Annotated in this window: 18 protein-coding genes; 4 read left to right on the top strand and 14 right to left on the bottom strand. The window is 69.2% G+C overall.

The genetic code is table 11. From position 1 onward, the window contains the following. Nucleotide 1: 1 nt before the first annotated feature. The 5 genes from AC1C2R_RS04090 to speB all read right to left on the bottom strand — a co-directional run bounded on the left by AC1C2R_RS04090 (nucleotide 2) and on the right by speB (nucleotide 4,718). A complete protein-coding gene (locus tag AC1C2R_RS04090; RefSeq protein WP_495379058.1) occupies nucleotides 2-760 on the bottom strand; it encodes an SDR family NAD(P)-dependent oxidoreductase in 759 nt (252 codons plus the stop codon). A gap of 424 nt (nucleotides 761-1,184) precedes the next feature. Continuing rightward, entirely contained in the window at nucleotides 1,185-1,814 is a 630-nt protein-coding gene (locus tag AC1C2R_RS04095) for a cyclase family protein (RefSeq protein WP_495379059.1), read from the bottom strand. Next, nucleotides 1,807-3,198, bottom strand: coding sequence for a purine-cytosine permease family protein (locus AC1C2R_RS04100; RefSeq protein WP_495379060.1), 1,392 nt, complete (start codon nucleotides 3,196-3,198; stop codon nucleotides 1,807-1,809). The genes AC1C2R_RS04095 and AC1C2R_RS04100 overlap by 8 nt, the downstream gene beginning before the upstream one ends. Nucleotides 3,199-3,242: 44 nt before the next feature. Continuing rightward, nucleotides 3,243-3,677 carry a nuclear transport factor 2 family protein gene (locus AC1C2R_RS04105; RefSeq protein WP_495379061.1) on the bottom strand — a complete coding sequence of 145 codons (435 nt, stop codon included), beginning with the start codon at nucleotides 3,675-3,677 and terminating at the stop codon, nucleotides 3,243-3,245. Nucleotides 3,678-3,749: 72 nt separating this feature from the next. Beyond that, entirely contained in the window at nucleotides 3,750-4,718 is a 969-nt protein-coding gene (gene speB / locus AC1C2R_RS04110) for an agmatinase (protein ID WP_495379062.1), read from the bottom strand. An 82-nt stretch (nucleotides 4,719-4,800) separates the two neighbouring features. Between speB and AC1C2R_RS04115 the strand changes: the two genes are divergently transcribed. Then, entirely contained in the window at nucleotides 4,801-5,385 is a 585-nt protein-coding gene (locus AC1C2R_RS04115; RefSeq protein ID WP_495379063.1) for a helix-turn-helix domain-containing protein, read from the top strand. 24 nt (nucleotides 5,386-5,409) lie between these two features. On the opposite strand, the gene AC1C2R_RS04120 is transcribed toward AC1C2R_RS04115, so the two are convergent. After that, the gene (locus AC1C2R_RS04120; RefSeq protein ID WP_495379064.1) at nucleotides 5,410-6,411 is read right to left on the bottom strand and encodes an AraC family transcriptional regulator; all 1,002 of its coding nucleotides are present in this window, start codon (nucleotides 6,409-6,411) and stop codon (nucleotides 5,410-5,412) included. 137 nt (nucleotides 6,412-6,548) lie between these two features. Between AC1C2R_RS04120 and AC1C2R_RS04125 the strand changes: the two genes are divergently transcribed. After that, nucleotides 6,549-7,364 carry an NAD(P)H-binding protein gene (locus AC1C2R_RS04125; RefSeq protein WP_495351278.1) on the top strand — a complete coding sequence of 272 codons (816 nt, stop codon included), beginning with the start codon at nucleotides 6,549-6,551 and terminating at the stop codon, nucleotides 7,362-7,364. A gap of 8 nt (nucleotides 7,365-7,372) precedes the next feature. Beyond that, nucleotides 7,373-7,765 carry a DUF4345 domain-containing protein gene (locus AC1C2R_RS04130; RefSeq protein WP_495379065.1) on the top strand — a complete coding sequence of 131 codons (393 nt, stop codon included), beginning with the start codon at nucleotides 7,373-7,375 and terminating at the stop codon, nucleotides 7,763-7,765. Between the two features lie 169 nt (nucleotides 7,766-7,934). Here AC1C2R_RS04130 and AC1C2R_RS04135 read toward each other — a convergent pair whose 3' ends face one another. The 3 genes from AC1C2R_RS04135 to AC1C2R_RS04145 all read right to left on the bottom strand — a co-directional run bounded on the left by AC1C2R_RS04135 (nucleotide 7,935) and on the right by AC1C2R_RS04145 (nucleotide 12,591). Continuing rightward, entirely contained in the window at nucleotides 7,935-8,804 is an 870-nt protein-coding gene (locus AC1C2R_RS04135) for an alpha/beta hydrolase (protein WP_495379066.1), read from the bottom strand. Nucleotides 8,805-8,872: 68 nt separating this feature from the next. After that, nucleotides 8,873-9,697, bottom strand: a complete 825-nt coding sequence (locus tag AC1C2R_RS04140) for an alpha/beta fold hydrolase (RefSeq protein WP_495379067.1) — start codon at nucleotides 9,695-9,697, stop codon at nucleotides 8,873-8,875. Between the two features lie 107 nt (nucleotides 9,698-9,804). Beyond that, entirely contained in the window at nucleotides 9,805-12,591 is a 2,787-nt protein-coding gene (locus AC1C2R_RS04145) for a helix-turn-helix transcriptional regulator (RefSeq protein WP_495380368.1), read from the bottom strand. Between the two features lie 68 nt (nucleotides 12,592-12,659). Between AC1C2R_RS04145 and AC1C2R_RS04150 the strand changes: the two genes are divergently transcribed. Next, nucleotides 12,660-13,706, top strand: a complete 1,047-nt coding sequence (locus AC1C2R_RS04150) for an NADPH:quinone reductase (protein ID WP_495379068.1) — start codon at nucleotides 12,660-12,662, stop codon at nucleotides 13,704-13,706. Here the strand turns inward: AC1C2R_RS04150 and AC1C2R_RS04155 are convergent. The 5 genes from AC1C2R_RS04155 to AC1C2R_RS04175 all read right to left on the bottom strand — a co-directional run bounded on the left by AC1C2R_RS04155 (nucleotide 13,703) and on the right by AC1C2R_RS04175 (nucleotide 22,239). After that, nucleotides 13,703-14,416: an ABC transporter ATP-binding protein gene (locus AC1C2R_RS04155; protein WP_495379069.1), complete on the bottom strand. Its 714-nt coding sequence runs from the start codon at nucleotides 14,414-14,416 to the stop codon at nucleotides 13,703-13,705. The two genes, AC1C2R_RS04150 and AC1C2R_RS04155, sit on opposite strands and share 4 nt — an antisense overlap. Further along, the gene (locus AC1C2R_RS04160; protein WP_495379070.1) at nucleotides 14,413-16,185 is read right to left on the bottom strand and encodes a branched-chain amino acid ABC transporter ATP-binding protein/permease; all 1,773 of its coding nucleotides are present in this window, start codon (nucleotides 16,183-16,185) and stop codon (nucleotides 14,413-14,415) included. The genes AC1C2R_RS04155 and AC1C2R_RS04160 overlap by 4 nt, the downstream gene beginning before the upstream one ends. A gap of 2 nt (nucleotides 16,186-16,187) precedes the next feature. Next, complete coding sequence (locus AC1C2R_RS04165; RefSeq protein ID WP_495379071.1) at nucleotides 16,188-17,063, bottom strand: branched-chain amino acid ABC transporter permease; 876 nt, start codon at nucleotides 17,061-17,063, stop codon at nucleotides 16,188-16,190. Nucleotides 17,064-17,184: 121 nt separating this feature from the next. Beyond that, the gene (locus AC1C2R_RS04170) at nucleotides 17,185-18,357 is read right to left on the bottom strand and encodes an ABC transporter substrate-binding protein (RefSeq protein WP_495379072.1); all 1,173 of its coding nucleotides are present in this window, start codon (nucleotides 18,355-18,357) and stop codon (nucleotides 17,185-17,187) included. 168 nt (nucleotides 18,358-18,525) lie between these two features. After that, nucleotides 18,526-22,239: a phosphodiester glycosidase family protein gene (locus AC1C2R_RS04175; protein ID WP_495379073.1), complete on the bottom strand. Its 3,714-nt coding sequence runs from the start codon at nucleotides 22,237-22,239 to the stop codon at nucleotides 18,526-18,528. Nucleotides 22,240-22,299 lie beyond the last annotated feature (60 nt).

Consider the following 22,299-nt stretch of genomic DNA (forward strand, 5'->3'; position numbering starts at 1 on the left):
CTCAGGCCGCAGACCAGCCACCGTCGGAGGCGAGGATGACGCCGTTGATGTTCGCAGCGGCGTCGCTGGCGAGCCACGCGACCGTGCCGGCGATCTGCTCGGCGGTGGCCGGCGGCGACATCGTCGCCTGCATGATCGGGCCGACCCGACCGGGGCCGTACTCGGACTTCAGCGACATGTCGAGACCCGTCACGACGGCGCCCGGCGCCACGGCGTTGGTGCGGATTCCCTGCGGCCCGTACATGACGGCGCAGCTCTTGGTGAGTCCGGCGACTGCATGCTTCGAGGCCGTGTACGCGGCGCCGCCGACCGAGCCGCGGAACGCGGCCTCCGAGGCGATGTTCACGATCACGCCCGACCCGCGCTGGCGCATCAGAGGGATGGCAGCGCGGGTCGTGCGCATCACCGCGGTGACATTGATGTCGAAGATGCGTTGCCAGGTGGCGTCGTCGACCTCGTCGGCCGGCACGACGCCGTCCATGACGCCGGCGATGTTGGCGAGCACGTCGATCCTGCCCGCTGCGGCTTCGACGAGCTCTCGCACGGTCGCCTCCTGCGTGATATCGCCGGTGACGATGCGCACGTCGTACTCGCTCAGGTCGGCGGCGAGGTCGCGCAGGGGGTCGGCGGCGACATCGGTCGCGACGACCGTCGCGCCTTCACGCGCGAGGATCTGCGCTGTGGCCCAGCCGATGCCGGAGCCGGCTCCGGTCACGATGGCGGTTCGGTCGGTGAAGCGGGCAGTGCTGCGGTCGGTCATGGTGTCCTCAGGGTCGGTGGCTGTTTCTCGTACTGTCGTAAACAGTATATGCACATACTAGTTACTCAACGAATTCGCCGATTCTGGAGCCCGCGCCTCTCGGCGCTCGACACTGAGATCGCCCGCGGCAAACGCAACCGACGTCAGCGGCAGAAAGAGAACGAGGAGGAACTGCAATGAGCGACTACACGACCGAGGCCGACCGGCTTCACCGCCACGTGGGAATTCGGCGGCGGAACGAGCGAGCTGAGCGTCGCACTCGCGCCCGAAGGCACCTCGCGTTCGACACCGACGCGCCCCTCGAGACCACCGAATGGGCGACGTCCGCCGACGGGCGCGCCTTCATCCGCGCCTCCGCGACGGCGTGGGGTGATGCGGCGATCGCCGCCGGGGAGCAGCACGACGGCGTTGCTCGCCGCTGCAGTCAGTCGACGAAGGCGACCGCTCGGGCCGGCGCGCCGTCGCCCGCGAGCCGCAACGGGAACACTCCGATGCGCACGCGCGACGGAAGCCCGTCGAGGCCGGTGAGGTTCTCGACGATGAGCCCGTCGCCGCCGAGCACGACCTCGTGCACCGGGAACTCGGTCGTGCCGGCGGCATCGGTGGGATCGGGGCTCAGGGTGTCGACGCCGAGCACGTGCATGCCCCGTTCGACGAGCAGGCGCGCCGCGTCGACGCCGAGCGCCGGATGTCGCAGCGCGCGGGCCGTGCCGAAGTGCCGCGCCCACCCGGTGTCGACGACGACGATCGACGGCACCCGTTCAGGCAGTTCGCCGAGCTCGTCGACGCCGATCGTCGCCCGGTCGGCGAGCCCCGGCACGTGGATCACGAGCGCGTCGCCGACGAGCTCCTCGAGCGCGACCAGGTCCATCGTCCGCCCACCAGCCACGGTGTGGGCGGGCGCGTCGACGTGCGTTCCGGTGTGCGACCCGAGGTGGAGCGACATGACGGCGGCGCCGTCGCGCTCCAGCTTCAGCGCAGGCGAGAGCTCGACCGAAGGGTCGCCCGGATACACCTGCATGCCGGTGCGCAGCCGATGGCTCAGGTCACGCATGCGGTGCGGGCTCCGTCGTGGCATCCGCCAAGTGCTCGCTCCTCGCCGGCTGCGTCGACGAACGCTCGCGCAGCGACACCAGCAGGTAGAGCACGAACGTGATCACGAATGCCGGGATCGTCGCACCGACCGGCGTCGGCCACACGTACGTGAAGACGTACGCCGCGACCGCGCCGATGAGCCACACGACCACCGCGGCCCAGTTCACACCCGCGAGGTACCAGTACCGGCCGTCGCGGGCGCGCAGGATGTCGGGGGTGTAGGCGCCGCGTTTCACGATGTAGTAGTCGGCGATCATGATCGCGAACACTGGTGCGAAGAGCGCGCCGATCGTGACGAGGAAGGTCGTGAACTGGCCCAGCAGGCCGAACCAGGTCGACCCGACGATCGAGATGACGCCCACGATGAGCGCGGTCGGCAGGAACTTCAGCTTCTTGCCGCCCGGCACGGCGTTCACGATCGTCGTGACCATGCCGTAGACGACCATCGTGTTCGTGGCCATGACCGACAGGAAGATCACGACCGCCAGCGGAGCGCCGAACGGTTCGACGATCGTCACCGGGTCGAACGGGATGGCCTCGCCGCCCGAGAGCACGACGTAGCCGATCGCGGTGGCACCGACGGTCATCGAGATGACCGTCGAGAGCGTGTAGCCGACCCCCGAGCCGACGATGCCGGCCCTGCTCGATTTCGCGAAGCGGTTGAAGTCGGCCGAGAGCACCGTCCACGAGATCGCCGTGGCGATGACGACGTCGAGCACGAGGATCGGGGTGTAGCCGATCGACTGGTCGGCCGGAATCGCGAGGAACTCCGCCGGCGCGTAGGTTGTGAACGCGACCACGAAGATGTAGGCGATGATGCCGAGGATGAGCACGGCGAGCCACGGTTCGACGCGGGCGATGCCCGTGTGGCCGAAGATCGCGAGGATCACGACGAGGGTCTGGCAGAGCACCGCGAACATGATCGGGCTCGAGAAGCCGGTGACGGATGCCACGAGGAAGTCGAGCGCGATGCCGGCGAGCATCGCCTGCACCCAGCTCCAGCCCATGAGGATGATGACGTTCGCGGCCACCGGCAGGAGGCTGCCGCGCGTGCCGAACGGCCCGCGGGTGAGCGCCATCGTCGGCATGCCGGTGCGCGTGCCGATGTTGCCGACGGTCACGAGCACCGCGGCGCCGAGAATCGTGCCGACGATGATCAGCATGATGACGAGGCCGTAGTCGACGCCGGGCACGAACAGCGTGCCGGTGAGCAGGGTCGTCACCACGAGGTTCGCGGCGAGCCAGATCATGCCGATGCGAGGCAGCGACAGGGTGCCGCGCACGGGGCCGGCATCATCGGAGTGTTCCTCGAGGTAGTGCTCGAGTCGGGAGTAGAGCGACATTGCCAGGTCTCCTCGGTGAGTGGTGGGTCGGGTTCGGGTGGTGGTCAGGACGCGTCGGCCGTGTCGGGCATCGGCGAGAGGTGCTCGTGCACGGCGACGAGGCGCGGCGATGCGGCATCCGTCGCCCCCTCGGCGCGGAAGACGATGGTTTCGCGCTCGCGGTAGGACTCGGTGCCCTCGCCGGTGTCGACGGTCGTCGCGACCGAGTGCGTGAACACCGCGCCGCCGGGGAACGTCTGCACGAGCGGGTCGCTCGACGCGCACGAGACGACGCGCCAGCCACCGTCGACCCAGCCCGCCCAGAGCCGCTCGTAGGCGGCCCGGTCGGCGAGCCGCTCAGGCTCCGTGTGGAAGAGGAAGCTCGCGTCGGGGGCGAAGGCTGCGAAGTAGCGCTCGCCGTCGGTCGCGGCGAAGGCGTCGACGATCTCGGATGCCGCCGCCAGCACCTCCTCGCGACTCGGTTCGGACTGCTCGGTCATCGGTGGGGCTCCTTCGCCTCGGGTTCTTCGGTCGTGTCGGGTGTGATGGCGGGTTCGTTGGGGCCGCGGAGGCTATGCGCGTGGCGCCATGGCGCTGATGAGCTCGTAGGCGACGTGGCTCGCCGCGACGGCGGTGAGCTGGGCGTGGTCGTAGGCGGGCGCGACCTCGACGACGTCGGCGCCGACGATGTTGCGGTCGGCGAGTGAGCGGATCATGCGCAGCAGTTCGCGGCTCGTCAGCCCGCCGGCCTCGGGAGTGCCGGTGCCCGGGGCGTGCGCGGGGTCGAGCACATCGATGTCGATCGAGATGTAGAGCGGCGCCTCGCCGATGCGGGCGCGCATGCGGTCGATCGCCGCGGCGAGTCCGTGCTCTTCGAGGTACTCGCTCGTGATGATCGAGAAGCCCAGGCGCTCGTCGTCTTCGAGGTCGCTCTTCGCGTAGAGCGGGCCGCGGATGCCGACGTGCATGCTCGCAGTGAGATCGATGAGGCCCTCCTCCGACGCGCGGCGGAATGGCGTGCCGTGCGTGGTCGGGGCACCGAAGTAGGTGTCCCAGGTGTCAAGGTGCGCGTCGAAGTGCAGCACTGCGACGGGGCCGTGCTTCGCGTGCACTGCGCGCAGCAGCGGCAGCGCGATGGTGTGGTCGCCGCCGATCGCCACGAGCTTGTCGGTGTGCTCGGCGAGCTCCCTCGCGCCCGCCTCGATCTGGCTCACGGCCTCGGCGATATCGAAGGGATTGGCGACGATGTCGCCGGCGTCGGCCACTTGCTGCGCGCCGAACGGGAAGACGTCTTGCGCGGGGTTGTAGGGGCGAAGAAGGCGCGAGGCCTCGCGCACGTGGGCCGGGCCGAACCGGGCCCCTGGGCGGTAGCTCACGCCGCTGTCGAAGGGTACGCCCGCGATCGCGACGTGGGCTCGATCGACCTCGTCGAGGCGCGGGAGGCGTGCGAAGGTCGCGATGCCGGCGAAGCGCGGCACGACGCTCGCGTCGACCGGGCCGCGGATACCGCCGTCGTGCGGTTCTTCGGGAGAGAGTTGCATATTACGAAACTTCCAGTACTCTTGAGGAAACTTGCGGCCACTGTATGCCGCATTCGCCGTCGCCGTCAAGGGAAGATCCACGATGCGTCCCATCCACCCCAGTGCCGACGCGATCGGCACGCCGATCGGCGCGAAGCTGCGCAGCACTCGCATCGCACAGGGGCTCACGCTCGCCCAGATCGCCGAATCGAGCGGACTCAGCAAGGGATTCCTCAGCCGCGTCGAACGCGACGAGACCTCGCCGAGCGTCGCCACCCTCGTGCAGCTCTGCCAAGTGCTCTCGCTGCCTGTCGGCGCGCTCTTCGCCGAGCCCGAGATCCAGCGCATTACGCACGCCGACGCGCCGCACATCAACCTCGGCGGCGTCGACGTCAGCGAACGCCTCATGTCGCCGCGCGGCGAATCGCGAGTGCAGCTCATCCGCTCCGCCCTCGAACCCGGCGCACACGGAGGGCACGAGCTCTACACCGTGAACTGCGACGTCGAGGTGCTCCACGTCATTGCCGGAGCGGTCACCGTGCGATTCGCCGACCGCTCCGTGCGACTCGAGACCGGTGACGCGCTGACGTTCCCGGGCAGGGAGCCGCACACCTGGCACGCGGAGGATGCCGCGTCGGCCGAGGTCTGCTGGATTCTCGCACCCGCCCCCTGGAGTGGCTCGGCCTGAGCTCCCGCCGCGAACCTCGATGCGTCAGGTGGACGCCCCCCGAGACGTGGGCCGCGCCGGAACCAGCTGCAGACCGACCGTCGAATTCATCCGCCGAACAGCACCGGGTGTCGCACCGTGGCGACGCTTGAACGCTCGACTGAATGCGGCCTCCGAGGAGTAGCCGACCCGACTCGAGATCGATGCGATCGGATCGGTCGTGCGGGTGAGTTCCGAATGCGCCTGCTGCAGTCGCCAATCGGCGAGATAGCGCATCGGTGGTTCTCCGACGAGGGTCGTGAACCGCTCGGCGAAGGCCGAGCGCGACATGTTGGCCTGCCGCGCGAGTTCCACGAGGGTCCAGTCGTGATCCGGTCGGGCGTGCATGCGACCGAGGGCACGCCCGACCTGCGGATCGCGAAGGGCTGCGAGCCAGCCGCTCGCCGTCGTCTCGGTGTTGCGCAACCACCAGCGCAGCACCTGGATGACGAGCACGTCTGCCAGCCTCGTCATCACTGCCTCCCCGCCGGGCTGGATGTCCTCCGCCTCTCGCGCGAGCATTCGCAGGACGGCCTGGAACGAGCCCGACTCGGTGTCGTCCCAGGAGTCGACGCGAATGAGACCCGGCAGCTCCTCGATCAGGCGGGCGGTGAGCGGGGCGTCGACCTGCATCGCGGCGTAGGCGATCTGAGTGCGATCCCCGCCACCACCGAACCGCATGTGCTCGTACGTCTCGCTGACCTGCTCCACCGGGATATCGAACAGCGGCGTGCTCGAGGCATCCGCTGCGCTCAGGATTCGGTGAGGCACTGCCCTGGTGATGAGCGCCGCACTTCCGGCCTCGAGCGCGTGCCGCTCACCCCCGATCTCAAGGATGCATCGCCCGGCGAGCACGACCGGAAGCATCATGTGCCCATCGAGTGCAGGAAACTCCACACCCCATGGTGCGGAGAGTTCGGCGCGGCAGTAGAGCGCGCCGGTGAACCGAAGGAGATGCAGTCCGTCGCCGAGCTGATCGCCTGCGCCGGGATTACGGGGATTGACCATGCGTCCACACTGGCATGCCGAACAGCCAGAAATCCCAGTTCATGGACGATCAGCATAGAAGTACGAACTTCCGGCGATTGTACGTCCGCGTCGCTGGGGCGAGAGTGGACGACAAGACAACGAAGAGGAGTTCCACCATGACCCCGACCATCGCCGTGATCGGCGCCACCGGAAAGACCGGTCGCCGCATCGCACCCCTGCTCGACGCACAAGGACACGCAGTGCGCCGCCTCGCCCGCAACACCAGCCCGGCCTTCGACTGGGAGCGCCCGGAGGGATGGGCGGCGGCACTCCGCGACGTCGATCGGCTGTACGTCGCCTACGTGCCCGATCTCGCGGCGCCCGGATCGGAACTCGCCATCACCCGCCTCATCGAGGTCGCACGCGACGCCGGCGTACGACGCATCGTGCTGCTCTCGGGCCGCGGCGAAGACGGCGCACGCCGGTGCGAAGACATCCTGTTCGCCTCGGGCATTCCGGCGACGGTCGTGCGTGCGAGCTGGTTCATCCAGAACTTCACCGAAGGCGCACTGAGCGACGCGGTGGGAACCGGAGTGCTCGCGCTTGCGGCAGGGGGTGTGCGCGAGCCGTTCATCGACGTCGACGACATCGCCGAGGTGGCCGTGGAAGCGCTCACCGGCGAGGGCCACGAAGGCCGCGTCTACGAGGTGACGGGTCCGCAGTCGCTCACGCTCACGGAGGTGGCGGCACTGTTGTCCGAGATCAGCGGACGCGAGGTCGGCTACATTCCCATGGGATTCGACGACTTCCATGCCGCCGTCGCCTCCGAGCAGGGGCCGGAGGTCGCGACGCTGCTCACCGAGCTGTGCCGTGAGGTGTTCGACGGTCGCAACGAGAGCACCACCGAAGGTGTCGCCGAAGCGCTCGGCCGCAGCCCCCGCGACGTGCGCGCAGTGCTCACCGAGGCGGCCTCGGCGGGAGCCTGGGCATGAGGCCCCGCATGATTCACCGAATCGTACTGCTCCTCGCAGGTCTCACGCTGGTCGCCATCGGAGCCGGTGCGGCGTTCGCGCCCGACGCGTTCTACAGCGGCTACGGCATCGGGCTCGACGGCGACGCCGACCTGAAGAGCGAGCTGCGCTCCGCCGGACTGGCGCTGTTCCTGCTCGGTGCGACCGTGATCGCGGGGGCGTTCGTGACGCGGCTGACGACGGCCGCCGCGCTCATCGGTGCGATCGTACTGCTCGCGTATGCCGGCGGCCGGCTCCTCTCTTGGGCGATCGACGGCACTCCGTCGGCGGCACTGGCCCTCGCGGGTGCCGTGGAACTCGTGCTCGGCGCCGCCTGCGTCTGGGTGCTGATGCGACGACGCCCGGTGAACGACCACGGGTAGATCCGGCCGCGGGGAGAGTCTGCGGACGCGCCGCTGCGGCTGGGGCGGCGCGTCCGCTCATGCTCGCGCGTTTCGGGTGCGCCTGCTCATCGATCGCGCACGGCCACGTGACGGGTCGGCGTGAATCGGTGGTCCGGGAGTAGCCGACCCTCGTCGGCTTCAGGCGAGACTATGCCGTTGCCGTCGGCACCGTTGCCGTCGGCAACGTGGCCGGCTTCGCGTGCGCGAGCGCCCAGTCGAGGGCGTAGTCGGCGACCTCTTCCCAGCCCGGCTCGGCGCAGATCCAGTGCGATCGGCCCGGGAATTCGTGGTACTCGGTGAGGGCCGGCGACTTGTCGTAGTGCTTCGCGTTCGACTTGTTCACCGACGGTGGCATGATGTGATCCTTCTCCCCGCCGATGAAGAGCAGCGGCGCCCGGTCGGCCGAGTAGTCGACCCAGGTCTCCTGCTTGCCGGGCTTGAAGTTCGCGATGAGCCCGTACGCCCACACCCAGTTACCCGGAGCCGCAATGGCGAATTCCTGCCACACAGCGTCGGAGTCCTCACGCGAGAGCGTGTTCGCGAACGCGTAGTGGAACTCCTCGGGCGTGAATGCGACCGCTTTGTGGATGTTCGCCGGGTTCTTGAGTGCCGGGAAGAGCGACTTCACCTGCGACAGCGGGTTCACCCGCACACCCTCGGTCGGCGCCGCGTCGACCACGACGGCGGAGGCCCCGAGCCCGCGCGCGAGCAGCAGCTGCGTGAGCGTGCCGCCGAACGAGTGGCCCATGATGATGGGCGGCTTGGGCAGGGCTTCGATCTGCGCGGCGATGTGGTCGACGGTCTCGGGCACGGTGAGCTTCGCGATGAGGTCGGGATTCTCGCGAAGCCCCTCGACCTCGATCTCGAAGCCCGGGTAGCCGGGCGTGAGCACGGTGAAGCCCCTCGCCTCGAAGTGCTCCTTCCATCCCCGCCAGCTGCGCGGTGTCATCCACAGGCCGTGCACGAGCACGACGGTATCGGGGGCGGCGGGGTCGGCGGGGGCGGCCTGGTCGGTCATGATGCGTCCTTTCAAGGGGATCCGGAATGAGTCATCCGGCATCTGGAATGGAATCTGAAACCTGGAACTCAGGATTCGATGAACGCGAGCAGGTCGGCGTGCAACCGATCGCGTTCCGTGTCGGGCAGTCCATGCGCACCGTTCTCGTACACGGTGAGGGTCGCACCGGCGATCGCCGCCGCCGAGCGCTTGCCGCCGACCTCGAACGGCACGATCTGGTCGTCGGAGCCGTGGATCACGAGCGTCGGCACGTCGACCTTGGCGAGATCGGGACGGAAGTCGGTGGCCGAGAACGCCGCGATGCACTCGTACGCACCACGGTGGCCCGATGCCATGCTCTGCAGCCAGAACGCGTCGCGCACGCCCTGCGAGATGTCGTTGTTGCGGTTGTTCCCGAAGAAGGGCCCGTCGGCGAGGTCTCGGTACAGCTGTGAGCGATCGGATGCCTCTCCAGCGCGAATCCCGTCGAACACCTCGATCGGCAACCCAGCGGGGTTGTCGGCGGTGGCCAGCATGAGCGGCGGCACCGCCGAGATGAGCACGAGCTTCGCGACGCGGCCGCTGCCGTGCCGGCCGAGGTAGCGCACGATCTCGCCGCCGCCGGTCGAGTGCCCCACGAGGGTGAGGTCGGTGAGGTCGAGGTGTTCGATGAGGCCTGCGAGGTCGTCGGCATACGTGTCCATCTCGTTGCCGTTCCACGTCTGGCTCGACCGACCGTGGCCGCGCCGGTCGTGGGCGATCGCCCGGTGGCCGTGCTCGGCCAGGAAGCGAGCGGCGGCATCCCAGGCATCCGCATTCAGCGGCCAGCCGTGGCTGAGAATCACGGGCGTACCATCGCCGCCCCAGTCCTTGTAGAAGATCTGTGTACCGTCGTCGGTCGTGATGTAGGGCATGGCGCCTCCCGAGTGCGTCTGGGTTCGCGGATGCTTCGATGCTGGCCCGTCTGCACCCAGCTCGAACCACGTGAGACTCGTAGTCGTCACCTCACCGGCCGTGCGGTTCAGTCCGTGTGGTACTGCTCCGACAGCTGACGCCGGGAGGTGACGCCGAGTTTCCGGAACACCTTGCGCAGGTGGTAGTCGACCGTGTTCACGCTGATGAAGAGTGCCGCCCCGATCTCGGCGTTCGTCTGGCCGACCGCCGCCAAGCGGGCGATCGTGGCCTCCTGCGCGGTGAGTTCCTCGGCCTCGCCCGGCACATGGCGCGCCACGTGCTCGCCCGTCGCCTCGAGTTCGCGTCGCGCGCGACCGGCGAACACCGGGGCACCGACACGCTCGAAGATCGCGAGAGCGAGGCGCAGTTGCTCACGCGCCTCTCGCCTGCGCTTCGCGCGGCGCAGCCATTCGCCGTAAACGAGATGTGCTCGGCCGAGGTCGCCGAGCACGGTCGACTGCCCGAGGTGCTCGATCGCCTGACGGTACAGCTCCTCAGCGACGTCGTCAGGCGCGAGTAATGCGGAGCTCCGCGCCGAGACGCCTCGGATCCACGGCGTACCGCTGACTGCGGCGAACTCGGCGAGCCGATCGGCCGCCGCACGCACCTCGTCGGGATGACCGCTGCGCACGCCCGCCTCGACGTACTCGGGCAACTGCTGGTACGTCACCTGCAGGAACGGGCGCTCGACCATCGGCCGCAGCCGTTCGAATGCGTCGCGGGCGTGGCCCTCGGCGAGCGCCCTGATGCTCAGGCCCGTCATCGCGATCGTCCACGCGCCGGCGAACCCGATGGCGAGCGTTGCCTCTGCGATCAACTCCACTTGCGTGGTCGGGGCCCCCGCCCACGCGAGATACGACGCGTTCACGACCTGCTCCGCGTCGTAGCCGATGGCGCGGCGCAGCTCGCGGATCTGCTCGACGTACCGACCGGATGCCCCGGGGTCACCGCGCACGAGTTCGACGAGGCTCAGCAGCCACAGTGTCGTGTCGAGCACTCGAAGTGCGCCCGCGTCCCGCGCTGCACCGGCCGTGCGTTCGAGGATCTCGATGGAGCTGCGTTCATCCCATAACGCCATCGTGAGGGCGATACTGAAGTGCCCGAGATCGAGGAGCGTCGCGTCATCCGCGCCCAGCAGCATCTCGATGGCCGAGCGCATCTCGGGCACGGCCTCGTCGTACGGAAGCTGGATGTGTGCGCCGAGCGCCCGCAGTGCGATCGATCTGGGTCCGGTTGCGACTGCGGCACCGCGAGCGAGGCGGTGCCCGAGCTCCTGCAGGGTGGCGCCCTCGGTCGCCCACTCCGAATTGAGCACCGACTCGAACGCGCGCAGCAGGCTGCGCTGCTCCAGTTCCGGTGCGGCACCATGGAACAGATCGGCCGCGCGCAACATCGTCGCCGTGCCCGCGATGATGCCGGGCGGGTCGGCGAGGAACCGCGCGAGCAGCGCACGAAGTACGAGTGTTCTGCCGCGGTCGACCGGGTCGAGCGTCGCGGGGTCGATTCGGTCCAGCAGTTCGAGCGCGAGCTGTGCCGCGCCCGCGTCGGCTGCCGCTTCAGCCGCCGCTACGAGCCTGCCGGCGCGCACCGATCCTGCCGGCGTAAGTTCCGCGGAACGGGCGAGCAGTCGCGCCCGCGACGCGGTGCCGCCGCGGCCGCCTGCGGCATCCGCCACCCGCTCCATGCGATCGGCAACCGCCGCATCGGTGCCGATGGTCGCGGCGGCGGCGTGCCACACGGCGATATCGGCGCGCTGGAGTTCATCGGCGGCATCGCGGAGAACCTCGTGCACTCGCCGACGCACGGCCGCCGGCATTCCGTTGTACACCGCCGCTCGAACAAGCGGATGCCGGAAGCTCACGGTGTCGCGCACTGCGACGAGGCGCGTGTGCTCCGCCTCGGTTGCGGCACCGTCGGGAAGTCCGAGTCGTGCCGCGGCCTCGGCGATCAGCCCGCCGTCGCCGGTGGACTCGGCCGCGGCGACCCGCAGCCACAACTGCGCGCCTGGAGCGATCTCCTCGATCTCTCTGAGGTAGTGCGTCTCGAGCCGGAGGCCGATCGGTACCGGCTCGAGAGCGAGCGACGAGTCGGTGAGCTGGCGCGACGTGAACTCACGAGCGAGGTCGATGAGGGCGAGCGGATTGCCGCCCGTCTCTTCGGCGATCTGCGTCGCGAGGAATGGGTCGACCGGCGTACGCGCCGAACGATTCAGCAGTTGCACCGCCGATGCGCGATCGAGGCCGTCGAGAGCGACGGTGGCCACGCCCGCCGCCGCGATGTCGACCCGCGACTCGGGGCGCGCACCGAGCAGCAGCGCAACCGACTCGGCCTTCAGTCGGCGGCCGACGAAGGCGAGCACCTCGAGCGACTCGGCATCGACGAGGTGCGCGTCGTCGACGACGCACACGAGCGGCTCGGTCTCACCTGCCACCGCGAGAAGCGACAACATTCCGAGACCGACGAGGTATCGGTCGGGCGGCGGCCCGTCGTCGAGCCCTGCCGCGATTCGGAGCGCTGCGGCCTGCCGCCGCGGCAGCACTGGCAGGTGCTCGGCGAACGGCGAGCCGATGCGCTGCAGGGTCGCATACGGCAGGGCAGACTCGGCTTCGTATCCATCGGAGCGCACGACTCGAACACCCCGCAGCCCTCGAGTTCCCTCGTCGAGGAGCGCCGACTTACCGATGCCCGGATCGCCCCGGAACAGCAGGGCGCCGCCACGCCCGTTGCGGGCACCACCCACCACCGCGCTCAGGCGATCGAGTTCGCTGGCGCGGCCGAGGAGAGCGGGCGTTGGGGCGTCGATGGATTCACCGTAGTGGCGGTGGCGCGTGCCGCGCCAGCAGTGGCGAGTCAGCGGCCGACACCGCCCGGTATTTCGACGCGTCCGGAAGAACCACCGCGCCCGCTGTGTTGTCTTTGAGCATGAGAGCGATCGTGTATTCGCAGTCCGGTGATTCATCCGTATTGAACCTGGTGGAGCGCGAACTCCTCGAGCCCGGCGCGGGTGAGGTGCGAGTGCGGATCGTGGTGTCGGGCGTGAACCCCACCGATTGGAAGGCGCGTGCCGGCGGGCGGCCGGGCAGGCCCACCCCGTTCCCCGAGGTCGTCCCCGATCAGGATGGCGCGGGCGTCGTCGATGCGGTCGGCCCCGGCGTGAGTGGCCTCGAGGTCGGCGATCGGGTGTGGCTGTTCCTCGCCGCCCACGAGCGGCCGACCGGCACAGCCCAGGAGGTCACGGTAGTGCCGGCAGAGCGGGTCGTGCCCCTTCCGGATGCCGCGAGCTTCGACATCGGCGCGAGCCTCGGCATTCCCGCGATGACCGCGCACCGTGCCCTCACGGTCGCCGAGGGCGGCCCGTCGCGACTCGGCCCCGGAGCCCTCGACGGTCGCACCGTGCTCGTCGCCGGTGGGGCCGGTGCCGTCGGCCATGCGGCGATCCAGCTCGCCCGCTGGTCGGGTGCGCGAGTCATCACGACCGTGAGCTCGCCCGAGAAGGCAGCACTCGCGACGGCAGCGGGCGCGCACCACGTGGTGAACTACCGGGCGGGCGACACGACCCGTGCCATTCGCGCGATCGCTCCCGACGGCGTCGACATCGTCGTCGAGGTCTCGCCGGCCCGCAACGCCCAGCTCAACTCGAGCGTCATCGCCAACCACGGCACGATCGCCGTGTACGCCACTGACGGCGGCAGCGAGATGGTGCTCGACGTGCGTTTCCACTTCTCGCTGAACGTGCGGTACCAGTTCCTGCTGCTCTACACCGTCGGCGCCGAGCCCCTCGCGGCCGCCGCCGAGGACATCGGGCGAGCGCTCGCCGACGGCGCGCTCGACGTCGGCGAGGCATCCGGACTCCCCGTCACGCGCTTCCCGCTGGAGCGTACCGCCGAGGCGCACGATGCGGTGGAGGCGGGCACCGTGGGCAAGGTGCTCATCGACGTGGCATCGCCGACCGATCGAACTGAGGACTAACTCAATCCCAGGTATGCCTCGATCACCCGTTCGTCTGAGAGCAGGTCGCGCGCCGGACCGGAATGCGTGACCTCACCCGTTTCGAGCACGTAGCCGACATCGGCCGCGGCGAGCGCGCGTCGCGCGTTCTGCTCCACGAGAACGACGGTCGTGCCGGCGTCGCGAATCTCGGCGATCACGGTGAAGACCTGATCGACGATCTTCGGGGCAAGCCCCATCGACGGTTCGTCGAGCAGCAGCACCTCGGGCTCGGCGATGAGCGCCCGTGCAATCGCGAGCATCTGCTGTTCGCCGCCCGAGAGCGCGCCGGCATGCAGCCTGCGACGCTCCCGGAGGATCGGAAAGCGTTCATACACCCGAGCAATGCTGTCGTGCATCGTTCGACCGCGGTGCCAGCCGCCGAGGCTGAGATTCTCGTCCACCGTCAGCGTGCCGAGAATCTCGCGGCCCTCGGGCACCTGCACGAGCCCAGCCTTGACGAGACGGTGGGCGGGCCACCGCGTGACATCCGCACCGTTGAAGCGAACCACGCCGCTTCGCGGGCGCACGAGACCGGAGATCGCGCCCAGGATCGATGTCTTGCCGGCGCCGTTCGCACCGACGAGCGTGACAAGGGCGCCGCGCTCGACGTCGAACGAGACGTCGCGCACCGCGTCCACGCGTCCGTAGCTCACATGCAGGCCTTCGATGCTGAGGATCGGAGCGCTCATCGTGTCTCCCCCGTTCCGCCTTCGTCGTCATGGGTCGTCGGGTCGACGGCCACCTCCGCGACCACCTCGGCGAGCTCCTCTGCGGCGAATTCGGCTGTCGCGTCGCCGTCGGCTCCGAGATAGGCCTCCAGCACACGCGGGTCGCGCGCGACCTCGGCCGGGGTCCCCTGCGCGATGACCTCGCCGAAGTCGAGCACCATGATTCGATCGCACGTAGCGAGCATCATCCGCACGTTGTGCTCGATGATGAGCACCGCAACGCCGTCGGCTGCCAGCGAACGGATCAGCTCGGAGAGGCGCTCCGCCTCCACCTGGTTCATGCCCGCGGCCGGCTCGTCGAGCACGAGCATCGTGGGATGCGAGGCGAGGGCACGGGCGATCTCCAGCCGACGCTGGTCGCCGTACGACAGGTCACCGGCGGCCGTCGCCGCCTTGTCGCCGAGGCCGACACGGATCAACTGAGCGGATGCCACGGCCGCCGCCTGCCGTTCGAACCTGCGGGCCGACGGGAGGAAGATCAGCCTCCTGAGCAGCGTGTCACGACTGATGCGGTAACCGCCGACGAGCACATTGTCGAGTGCCGAGAGCCGGTCGAAGAGCTTGACCTGCTGGAACGTGCGTGCCACGCCCGCTCGCGCGATTCGGTGCGCCCGCGTCTTGGCGGTGAGCTCGATGCCCAGCACATTGCCCGACCCCGTCGACGGAACGGTCACACCGGTGACCATGTTCACGAGCGTCGTCTTGCCGGCTCCGTTGGGCCCGATCAGGCCGAGCACTTCTGCGCCGGTGAGGGTGAGGTCGACGTCGTGGACGGCTCTCACCCCGCCGTACGATTTGCCGAGACCGTGCAGGCGCATGATCTCCGTGCCTGCCGGCGGAAGCGGGGCGAGTTGCGGCATCGACGCAGGGTCGCTGACGAGCCGGCTCGACGACCTCCACCTTCGCGGGATCAGCCCCGAGAGTCCGCCGGGCAGGAACAGGATGACGACGAGGAGCAGTACTCCCGACATGACCGGTCGTATCCATCCCGCGTCGATGCCGAGACTGCGCTGGAGTTCGGGGAGTGCGGAGAGGAAGATCGAGCCGAGGAGCGGCCCGATGAAGAGCGTCGTTCCGCCGACCACGGCCGTGACCAGGCCGTCGACCGCGGCGGGGAACGAGAACTCGTTCGGGTCGGCGAACCTTGTGAAATGCGTGAAGAGCACCCCGTACAGGCCCGCGACCGCGCCCGCGATGACGAACGAGGCCATTCGATATCGGGTCACATTGATGCCCATGGTGGCCGCAGCGAGCTCGTCTTCACGGATCGCCGCGAACGCGCGCCCCATGCGCGAGCCCGACAGACGCCAGAACCAGAAGCCGACGAGCGCGAGTGCGATCCACGCCGTCTCGGGGCCGACGAGCTTCGGGAAGCTCATGCCCTGTGCGCCGTTCGTCCACGACTGGTTGATCAGGAAGATCCGCACCATCTCGCCGAAGGCGAGCGTCGCGATGGCCAGGAACACTCCGCGCAGTCGCATGACGGGCAACCCGATGATGAACGCTGCGATGACGCCGACCGCCATTCCGAACACGACCCCGACGGCCAGCGGCGGGATGACACCGAACAACGGTTCGGTCGGCACGACGAGGCTCGAAGTGAACGCCGCGAGTGATGCGAGGCCGAGTTGCGCGAGGCTCAACTGGCCGGCGATGAGCACCGCGTAGAAGCTGAAGGCGAGGATCGCCGTCAAAGCGATGAAGGTGAGCAGCGACGAGTACTCGAACATGTCTAGACCTCACGCACCTTGCGCGCTCCGAAGATGCCTTGCGGCCTGATGATGAGGATCAGGAAGAGCAACCCGAATGCGACCATGTCGCGCCACGAGCTGCCGACGGTGTTGACCGCGTACACCTCAGCGAGTCCGAGGACGAGGCCGCCGACGAGGGCGCCGGGCAGTGATCCCAGCCCGCCCACGATGATCACGGCGAGGGCTTTGAGTTCGACCGCATGCCCGATGCCGAGGTTGGCGGCATTCACGTTGAGGGCGAAGAGCACGCCCGCGACGGCGCCGAGGGCTGAGGAGATGGCGAAGGTGATGCTGCTGATCCGGCCCACGTTCAGCCCCAGGACGGCGGCCGCATGGGGGTTCTCGGCGATCGTGCGCATGCCCCTTCCGAGTTTGGACTTCGCGACGACCCACGTCAGCACGACCATGAGCGACACGCTGACGACGAGAATCACGAGTTGCAGGAGTGAGAACGATGCGCCCAGGAAGTCGAGCCTGGTCGTGGGGAAGGCATCCGCCGGGAACCGCACCGTGTCGGCCCCGTAGAGCGCCAGCAGCACGGAGAGGATGATCGCACCGAACGCGATCGAGGAGATCAGACCGGCGAAATGCGCGTCGTGCCGACCCGCGAGCGGTCGGAACGCGATGCGCTCGATGAGCACCCCGAGTACGGCTCCGAGCACGAAGACGATCGGGATCGCGACCCAGATCGAGACACCGAAGCGGGTGACGACCTCGATGCCCACGAGGGCGCCGGCAGAGAACACCGCGGCATGCGCGAGGTTCAACCGGTCCAGAATGCCGAAGACGAGCGTGAACCCGATGGCGAACAAGGCATAGATCGAGCCGAGGAAGATCCCATCGACGAAGAGCTGCATTTGTGTCCCTAGATCGAGCCGTGCGTCAGATCGAGCCGTGCGTCATCCGAGCCGTGCGTCATCCGAGGCATCCGGACGACGCACGGCTCACGCTAACGGTTGCGTGCCGCAGTGACGAGCATTACTCGAGGATGACGAACTCGCCGCCCTCGACGATCTGCACGAGTGCCTCGTGCACGGCATCCCGGTTCTCGTCGATCGACACGTTGCCGAGCACCGTGGGAACGTCGGTGATCTCGGCGAGCCCCGCCGTGATGTCTTCGCGCTCGCCGGAGCAGTTCGCACGAACCGCCTCGTCGATGATCTGCATGCCCGCATACGCCTGTGCCGAGAACTGGTCGGGCGCAGCGTCGAATCGCTCGGTGTACGCGTCGATGAACGCGACGTTCTGCTCGTTGTCGGAGGCCGAGTTCCACGCAGCACCGACCACGACGCCCTCAGCGGCTTCGCCGGCGCCCGAGATGAGCGCGGGCGAGTTGAACCCGTTGCCGCCGATGATCGGCACGTCGAGTCCGATCTCGCGAGCCTGGGTCACGAGAGGCACCGCCGCATCGATGAGCGCCGACACCACGATCGCATCCGGATCGGATTGCTTCGCCTTGTCGAGCAGTGCACGGAAGTCGGTGTCGGCCTTGAGGAACGTCAGGGTCTCGGCGATCTCGACCCCCTCCTCCTCGAGAGCTGCGGCGAACGCCTGGTAGCCCGACTCGGTGAAGGCGTCGTCGTTGCTGTACATCACGACGACCTTCTCGAGTCCGAACTTCTCGACCGCGGCCTGCACGGTCTGCGGGATCACGGCATCCTCCGTGAGCGAGTCGCGGAAGATGTGGTCGCCGATCTCGGTGATGCCGGCGGCGGTGTTCGAAACGCCGAGCACGGGCACACCCGCGTCCTGCGCGACCGGATCCGTCTGCATCGCCGTGTTCGAGAGCGTCGGGCCGATGATGACGCTCGCGCCGTCGGCGATGAAACCGTCGAACACCTGGATCGCCTGCTTGGGGTCGGTCTCGTCGTCTTCGACCGTGAGCGCGTAGGTGACCCCGCCGACTTCGTTGAGGTCGTCGACGGCCATCTCGAGGGCGTTCTTCTGGCCCGCGCCGTATTGCGCGGCGGCACCCGTCAGACTGAACGCGGCGGCGACGGGGATCTCGGCGTCGATCGTGCACTCGGCGCCGGTTCCGGTGCCGACGAGGCCGCCGGCATCCGATCCGCTCTCGGGCGCAGACGAACATGCCGCGAGCGCGAGCAGCAGGAGAGAGCCGCCTGCGGCGGCGGACAGTAGTTTCGTTCTCATCGTTGAGGGCCTCCCTGGCCTGATTCGAAAACGTGACGTACGTTGCGTCGCGCGCGAACAGTGCACACCGAAAGCGTGGGAAGCGCACGCGCGACGCCGATTCGTGCGCCATGCTATTGCCCGCTCGGGGCGTCGGCCTCAGGGTATCCCCCGAACGAGGGTCAATCGTTACATCGGAGGCATGCTGCCGTCTCGCGGGAATGCCTCCACCGGGGTCGGAGCGGCGAGCGCACGCTTGCGCTTGAGTCGGAGCCGCACCACCATCGCAACTCCGCCCGCTGCGAGCAGCGCGAGAGCGAGTCCGCCGAGCCATGCGCCCGTGAAGCCCGTCGAGGCGAGGCCGTCGGGAGCACCGTCGGCCCCACCGGGCTGGGCACCCGAGTCGCTGCCCGACCCTGCGCCGGAGCCGGTTCCGGGGTCGGTTCCCGGGTCCGTTCCCGGGCCGGGATCAGTCCCCGGGTCGACCACTGCGACGTGCACCTCGACGCGCGAGGTGACGCCGTTGACGCTGACCTCGACGGCGCCGTCGCCCGCGGCGAGCGCCGTGAGCTCACCGGTCGCCGGGTTGAGTCGCAACACCCCCGTGGCCGCGACCGCCCGCTCGAGACCGGCGCCCTGGCCGCCGTCGACCGTGACCCCGTCGCCGCCCCACCGAGCGCTCATCGGCCATGCGACCGGCACGGTGCGCCCACCGTCCTGCTCGATCGTGGCGGACACCGTCACCGTCTCACCCTCGGTGAGCACGGTCGGCGCGTCGAGAGCGAGGGCGTCGACACGGGCCTTCACCTCCGCACGCATCCATCGCGTGCGATCGACGACGGTCTCGGGGTCGTGCCCCACGACGCCCGCCGACGGGTTGACGCCGAGCATCGTCCAGCCGGTGAATCCGCCCGTCTCGGGGGTGCCCGACGGGCCCTTGCCCGAGTTGCCGTTGATGAGCTGCGAGACGCCGTCCGCCGAGGTCGCGTGGAACGCCCCGACATGCGCGTTGACCACGGCGATCGACTTGCCCGAATCCGCACGGAACTCGCCGAGCGCGGCGGTGAACGCCGACGCCTCGTACCGGTCGCCGAGCTGGCTCGCCTTCGCGGGTTGCGGGTCGTCGGCGGGGTGGTGCGCGAAGACGAGCACGCCCGTGATCGACGAATCCTCCGAGGCATCCGCCAGTTCGCGATCGAGGAGGCCGAGCTGCTCGCGATCCGACGCACGGAACGAGCCGGCCGACGTGTTGAGCGTCACGAGCCTCGTCTTTCCGAGCGTGATCGCAGTGCTGGTCTCACCGAAGACGGCCTCGAAGTTCGAGATCGGGCCGCCCATGACCTCGTGGTTGCCGGGCACGTACACGTACGGCAACCGGTCGCCCACCTCCTCTTCGAGGATCTGCTCTGCGAAGGCGATGTCGGCCACGCTCGCCTCGTCGACGAAGTCGCCGTTGATGACGAGGTAGTCGGGTTCGGCGGCGAGGATCTCGCGCAGCGTGCGGCGCGCGCCCTCGACGGCACCGCTCTCGGGGCTGCGGGCCACGAACTGCGCGTCGCTCATGACCGCGATGCGCTGCGGCCGCTCGTCGACGGTGCCGTTCGTGACGATCACCGGGTCGTGCACCACCGGCGCGACGGGCTGGTCGACGTCGGGGGCGACGATCGCCTCGAGGCCGGCGATCTCGACATGACCTCGGTACTGCACTGCCGAGCGGGTCTCGAGCATTCGGATGCGCTGCAGGTGCAGCGGGTAGGGCGTGCCAGCGGGCACGTTGAACCGCACCTGCCGCCAGCCGGTCCAGTCGACCACGGGCCCATCGAGGTTGATCGTGGTGCCGGCGCCGTTCTTCATCTGGATTCGCGGCCAGATCCCGCTGCCGTCGCCGTTGATCCAGAGGGTGAGGGCCTGCGGCTGCCCGGCGACCTCACGGCCGAGGCTGCCCGGCGTCGACATCTCGGGCGCGATGGCGTAGTACCCGCGGGTGCCGGTGCTCTGCGTGAAGTCGTAGTCGAGCGCGAGCGCCGGCTCGCCCGCGGGTCCCACACTGAGCGTGGTCGTGCCGCTCGCCCGGTCGGAGGCCTTGCCCCAGGTCGCCCCGTCGGCGAAGTCGGCGATCGACTCGCTGCGGTATCCGATCGTCACAGCGACGTCGACGCTGCGACCGTCGGCGGTGAACGTCACCGTCGCCGAGCCGCTCTCGGTGTTCGGAGTGATGAGGAACGTGTCGCGACCGTCGGCGGTCACGGTGACGTCGGCGCCGCTCTCCACCGCGACATCCGCCGTCTCGAGCGGGGCGGTGAAGCCGTCGGCGTCCAACCCGGTCAGGCTCACGCTGGCCGTCTGGCCGGGGTCGGGCAGCGCCACGACCGTGCTGCTCGGGCGGATGCGCTGCAGCTCGCCGAGCACTCGAAGTTCCGTCGTCGCGGTTTTGCCATCGGCCGTGAAGGCCACGTTGCTGCGACCGCTCGACACCCCGATGACTCGGGCGGTGGCGCCGTCGACCGGTTCGACCGCCACTCCGGCTTCGGCACTGAACTCGCCGCTGACGGGCACGCCCCCGAGGTTCTCGTCGAGTCCCGTCGCGGCGATCGTGCGACCGAGCCGGGGGAACACCGCATCGGCATCGGCCAGTTGGGCGGCGGGCGCCACCGCGACATCCGTCAGCGTGCCTGCCGGTGCGCTCGAGAAGAACGCGAGGCTGTTGGCGACGACGCGCTCGCTGCCGTCTGACGGACGGTTGATCACCTGCGTCTCGGTCGTGCCGGCGCGACGGGCGAGCATCGTGGTGGATCCGCCGCCGTCGAGGTTCACGGCGTTGTGCACGCCGAGGTCGAGCATGAGGTCGCCGAGTTCCTGGATCGTCATGCCACGGCCGTCGCCGGCGCGACCGTCGATGGAGACGACGGTGATCTCGGTGCCGTCGGGATTCACACCCACGGCGGTGCGCGCGGCCTCGACCTGGTCGGCGGCGGTCTGCACGCCGTCGACGATCATGCGCTGCGAGCCGCTCACCGCGAGATCGACGTCGTGGTCGGTGCCGACGGTGACGTCGACCTGCTGACCGACCACGAGCGCGGCGAGCGTCGCGGCGCCGGCCTCGCGGCCGATGAGCACGCCAGAGCCGTCGGCGATGTTCGCAGGCGCGCTGAGCACTGTGGGGTCGGTGGTCACCGATTGCACGACGCCGTCGGTGACGACGACCATGGCGACGGATGCCGCGAGCTCACCCGGTCCGCCGAGCGGGCGACTGAGCGGGTGCGCGCCCCAAGCGGCGGTGTACCAGCCGATGGCGCCGGTGCCGAGGCCCGGGGTGTTCACGCCGCCGAGCGGCGTCTCGACGCCGCCGACCTCGAGAGTGCCCTGCACCATGAGCTGCTGCACCGCGGCGATGCCGTCGGTGATCGTGAATGCCTGGCGGGCACCGCCGCTCGCGGTGCGCAGGCCGGTGTTCGGCGAGACGTTCACGCCGACGGGCGCGACCGAGGCGTTCATGTCGAAGTAGTCGCCGTTGACGGCGGCGATGGCGTCGGTGCCGTCGAGCTGCTGCGACACCGTGCCGCCACCGGTGACTGCGCCGACGTCGAGCACGTCGAGCGACAGCGTGGGCGTCGTGAGGTCGGCGCGCATGACGTGGCCGGTCACCCATCCGGCGGGCTGCAGCCGGCGGAAGTCCGTCAGCTCGAGCCCGGGGGCGAGTGCTTCCGTCTCGGCGGTGAGCAGGCTGGAGCCGCCGCCCGACAGGTCGAGACCACCGGTGTCGGGCGCGGCCTCGGCGGGCGAGGGGGCTGCGATACCCGCGATGGTCAGGCCGGCGGCGGCGAGTGCTGTGGCAAGGATCAGCGCGACATACCGTTCGGCGCGCGACCGGGTCTGCTTGGTGCTGGTGCTGAGCGGGGGCATGGGCGCATACCTTCTTGCGAGTAGTGGCGAGACTCCGCGAGCGCGGCCTTGGGCACGGTA

It is taken from the genome of Agromyces sp. Y182 (assembly GCF_059445385.1).

Bases quoted from the DNA above. Each gene is read 5' to 3' on its own strand.
- AC1C2R_RS04090 (WP_495379058.1), bottom strand. From the start codon at position 760: ATGACCGACCGCAGCACTGCCCGCTTCACCGACCGAACCGCCATCGTG.
- AC1C2R_RS04095 (WP_495379059.1), bottom strand. From the start codon at position 1,814: ATGCGTGACCTGAGCCATCGGCTGCGCACCGGCATGCAGGTGTATCCG.
- AC1C2R_RS04100 (WP_495379060.1), bottom strand. From the start codon at position 3,198: ATGTCGCTCTACTCCCGACTCGAGCACTACCTCGAGGAACACTCCGAT.
- AC1C2R_RS04105 (WP_495379061.1), bottom strand. From the start codon at position 3,677: ATGACCGAGCAGTCCGAACCGAGTCGCGAGGAGGTGCTGGCGGCGGCA.
- speB (WP_495379062.1), bottom strand. From the start codon at position 4,718: ATGCAACTCTCTCCCGAAGAACCGCACGACGGCGGTATCCGCGGCCCG.
- AC1C2R_RS04115 (WP_495379063.1), top strand. From the start codon at position 4,801: ATGCGTCCCATCCACCCCAGTGCCGACGCGATCGGCACGCCGATCGGC.
- AC1C2R_RS04120 (WP_495379064.1), bottom strand. From the start codon at position 6,411: ATGGTCAATCCCCGTAATCCCGGCGCAGGCGATCAGCTCGGCGACGGA.
- AC1C2R_RS04125 (WP_495351278.1), top strand. From the start codon at position 6,549: ATGACCCCGACCATCGCCGTGATCGGCGCCACCGGAAAGACCGGTCGC.
- AC1C2R_RS04130 (WP_495379065.1), top strand. From the start codon at position 7,373: ATGATTCACCGAATCGTACTGCTCCTCGCAGGTCTCACGCTGGTCGCC.
- AC1C2R_RS04135 (WP_495379066.1), bottom strand. From the start codon at position 8,804: ATGACCGACCAGGCCGCCCCCGCCGACCCCGCCGCCCCCGATACCGTC.
- AC1C2R_RS04140 (WP_495379067.1), bottom strand. From the start codon at position 9,697: ATGCCCTACATCACGACCGACGACGGTACACAGATCTTCTACAAGGAC.
- AC1C2R_RS04150 (WP_495379068.1), top strand. From the start codon at position 12,660: ATGAGAGCGATCGTGTATTCGCAGTCCGGTGATTCATCCGTATTGAAC.
- AC1C2R_RS04155 (WP_495379069.1), bottom strand. From the start codon at position 14,416: ATGAGCGCTCCGATCCTCAGCATCGAAGGCCTGCATGTGAGCTACGGA.
- AC1C2R_RS04160 (WP_495379070.1), bottom strand. From the start codon at position 16,185: ATGTTCGAGTACTCGTCGCTGCTCACCTTCATCGCTTTGACGGCGATC.
- AC1C2R_RS04165 (WP_495379071.1), bottom strand. From the start codon at position 17,063: ATGCAGCTCTTCGTCGATGGGATCTTCCTCGGCTCGATCTATGCCTTG.
- AC1C2R_RS04170 (WP_495379072.1), bottom strand. From the start codon at position 18,357: ATGAGAACGAAACTACTGTCCGCCGCCGCAGGCGGCTCTCTCCTGCTG.
- AC1C2R_RS04175 (WP_495379073.1), bottom strand. From the start codon at position 22,239: ATGCCCCCGCTCAGCACCAGCACCAAGCAGACCCGGTCGCGCGCCGAA.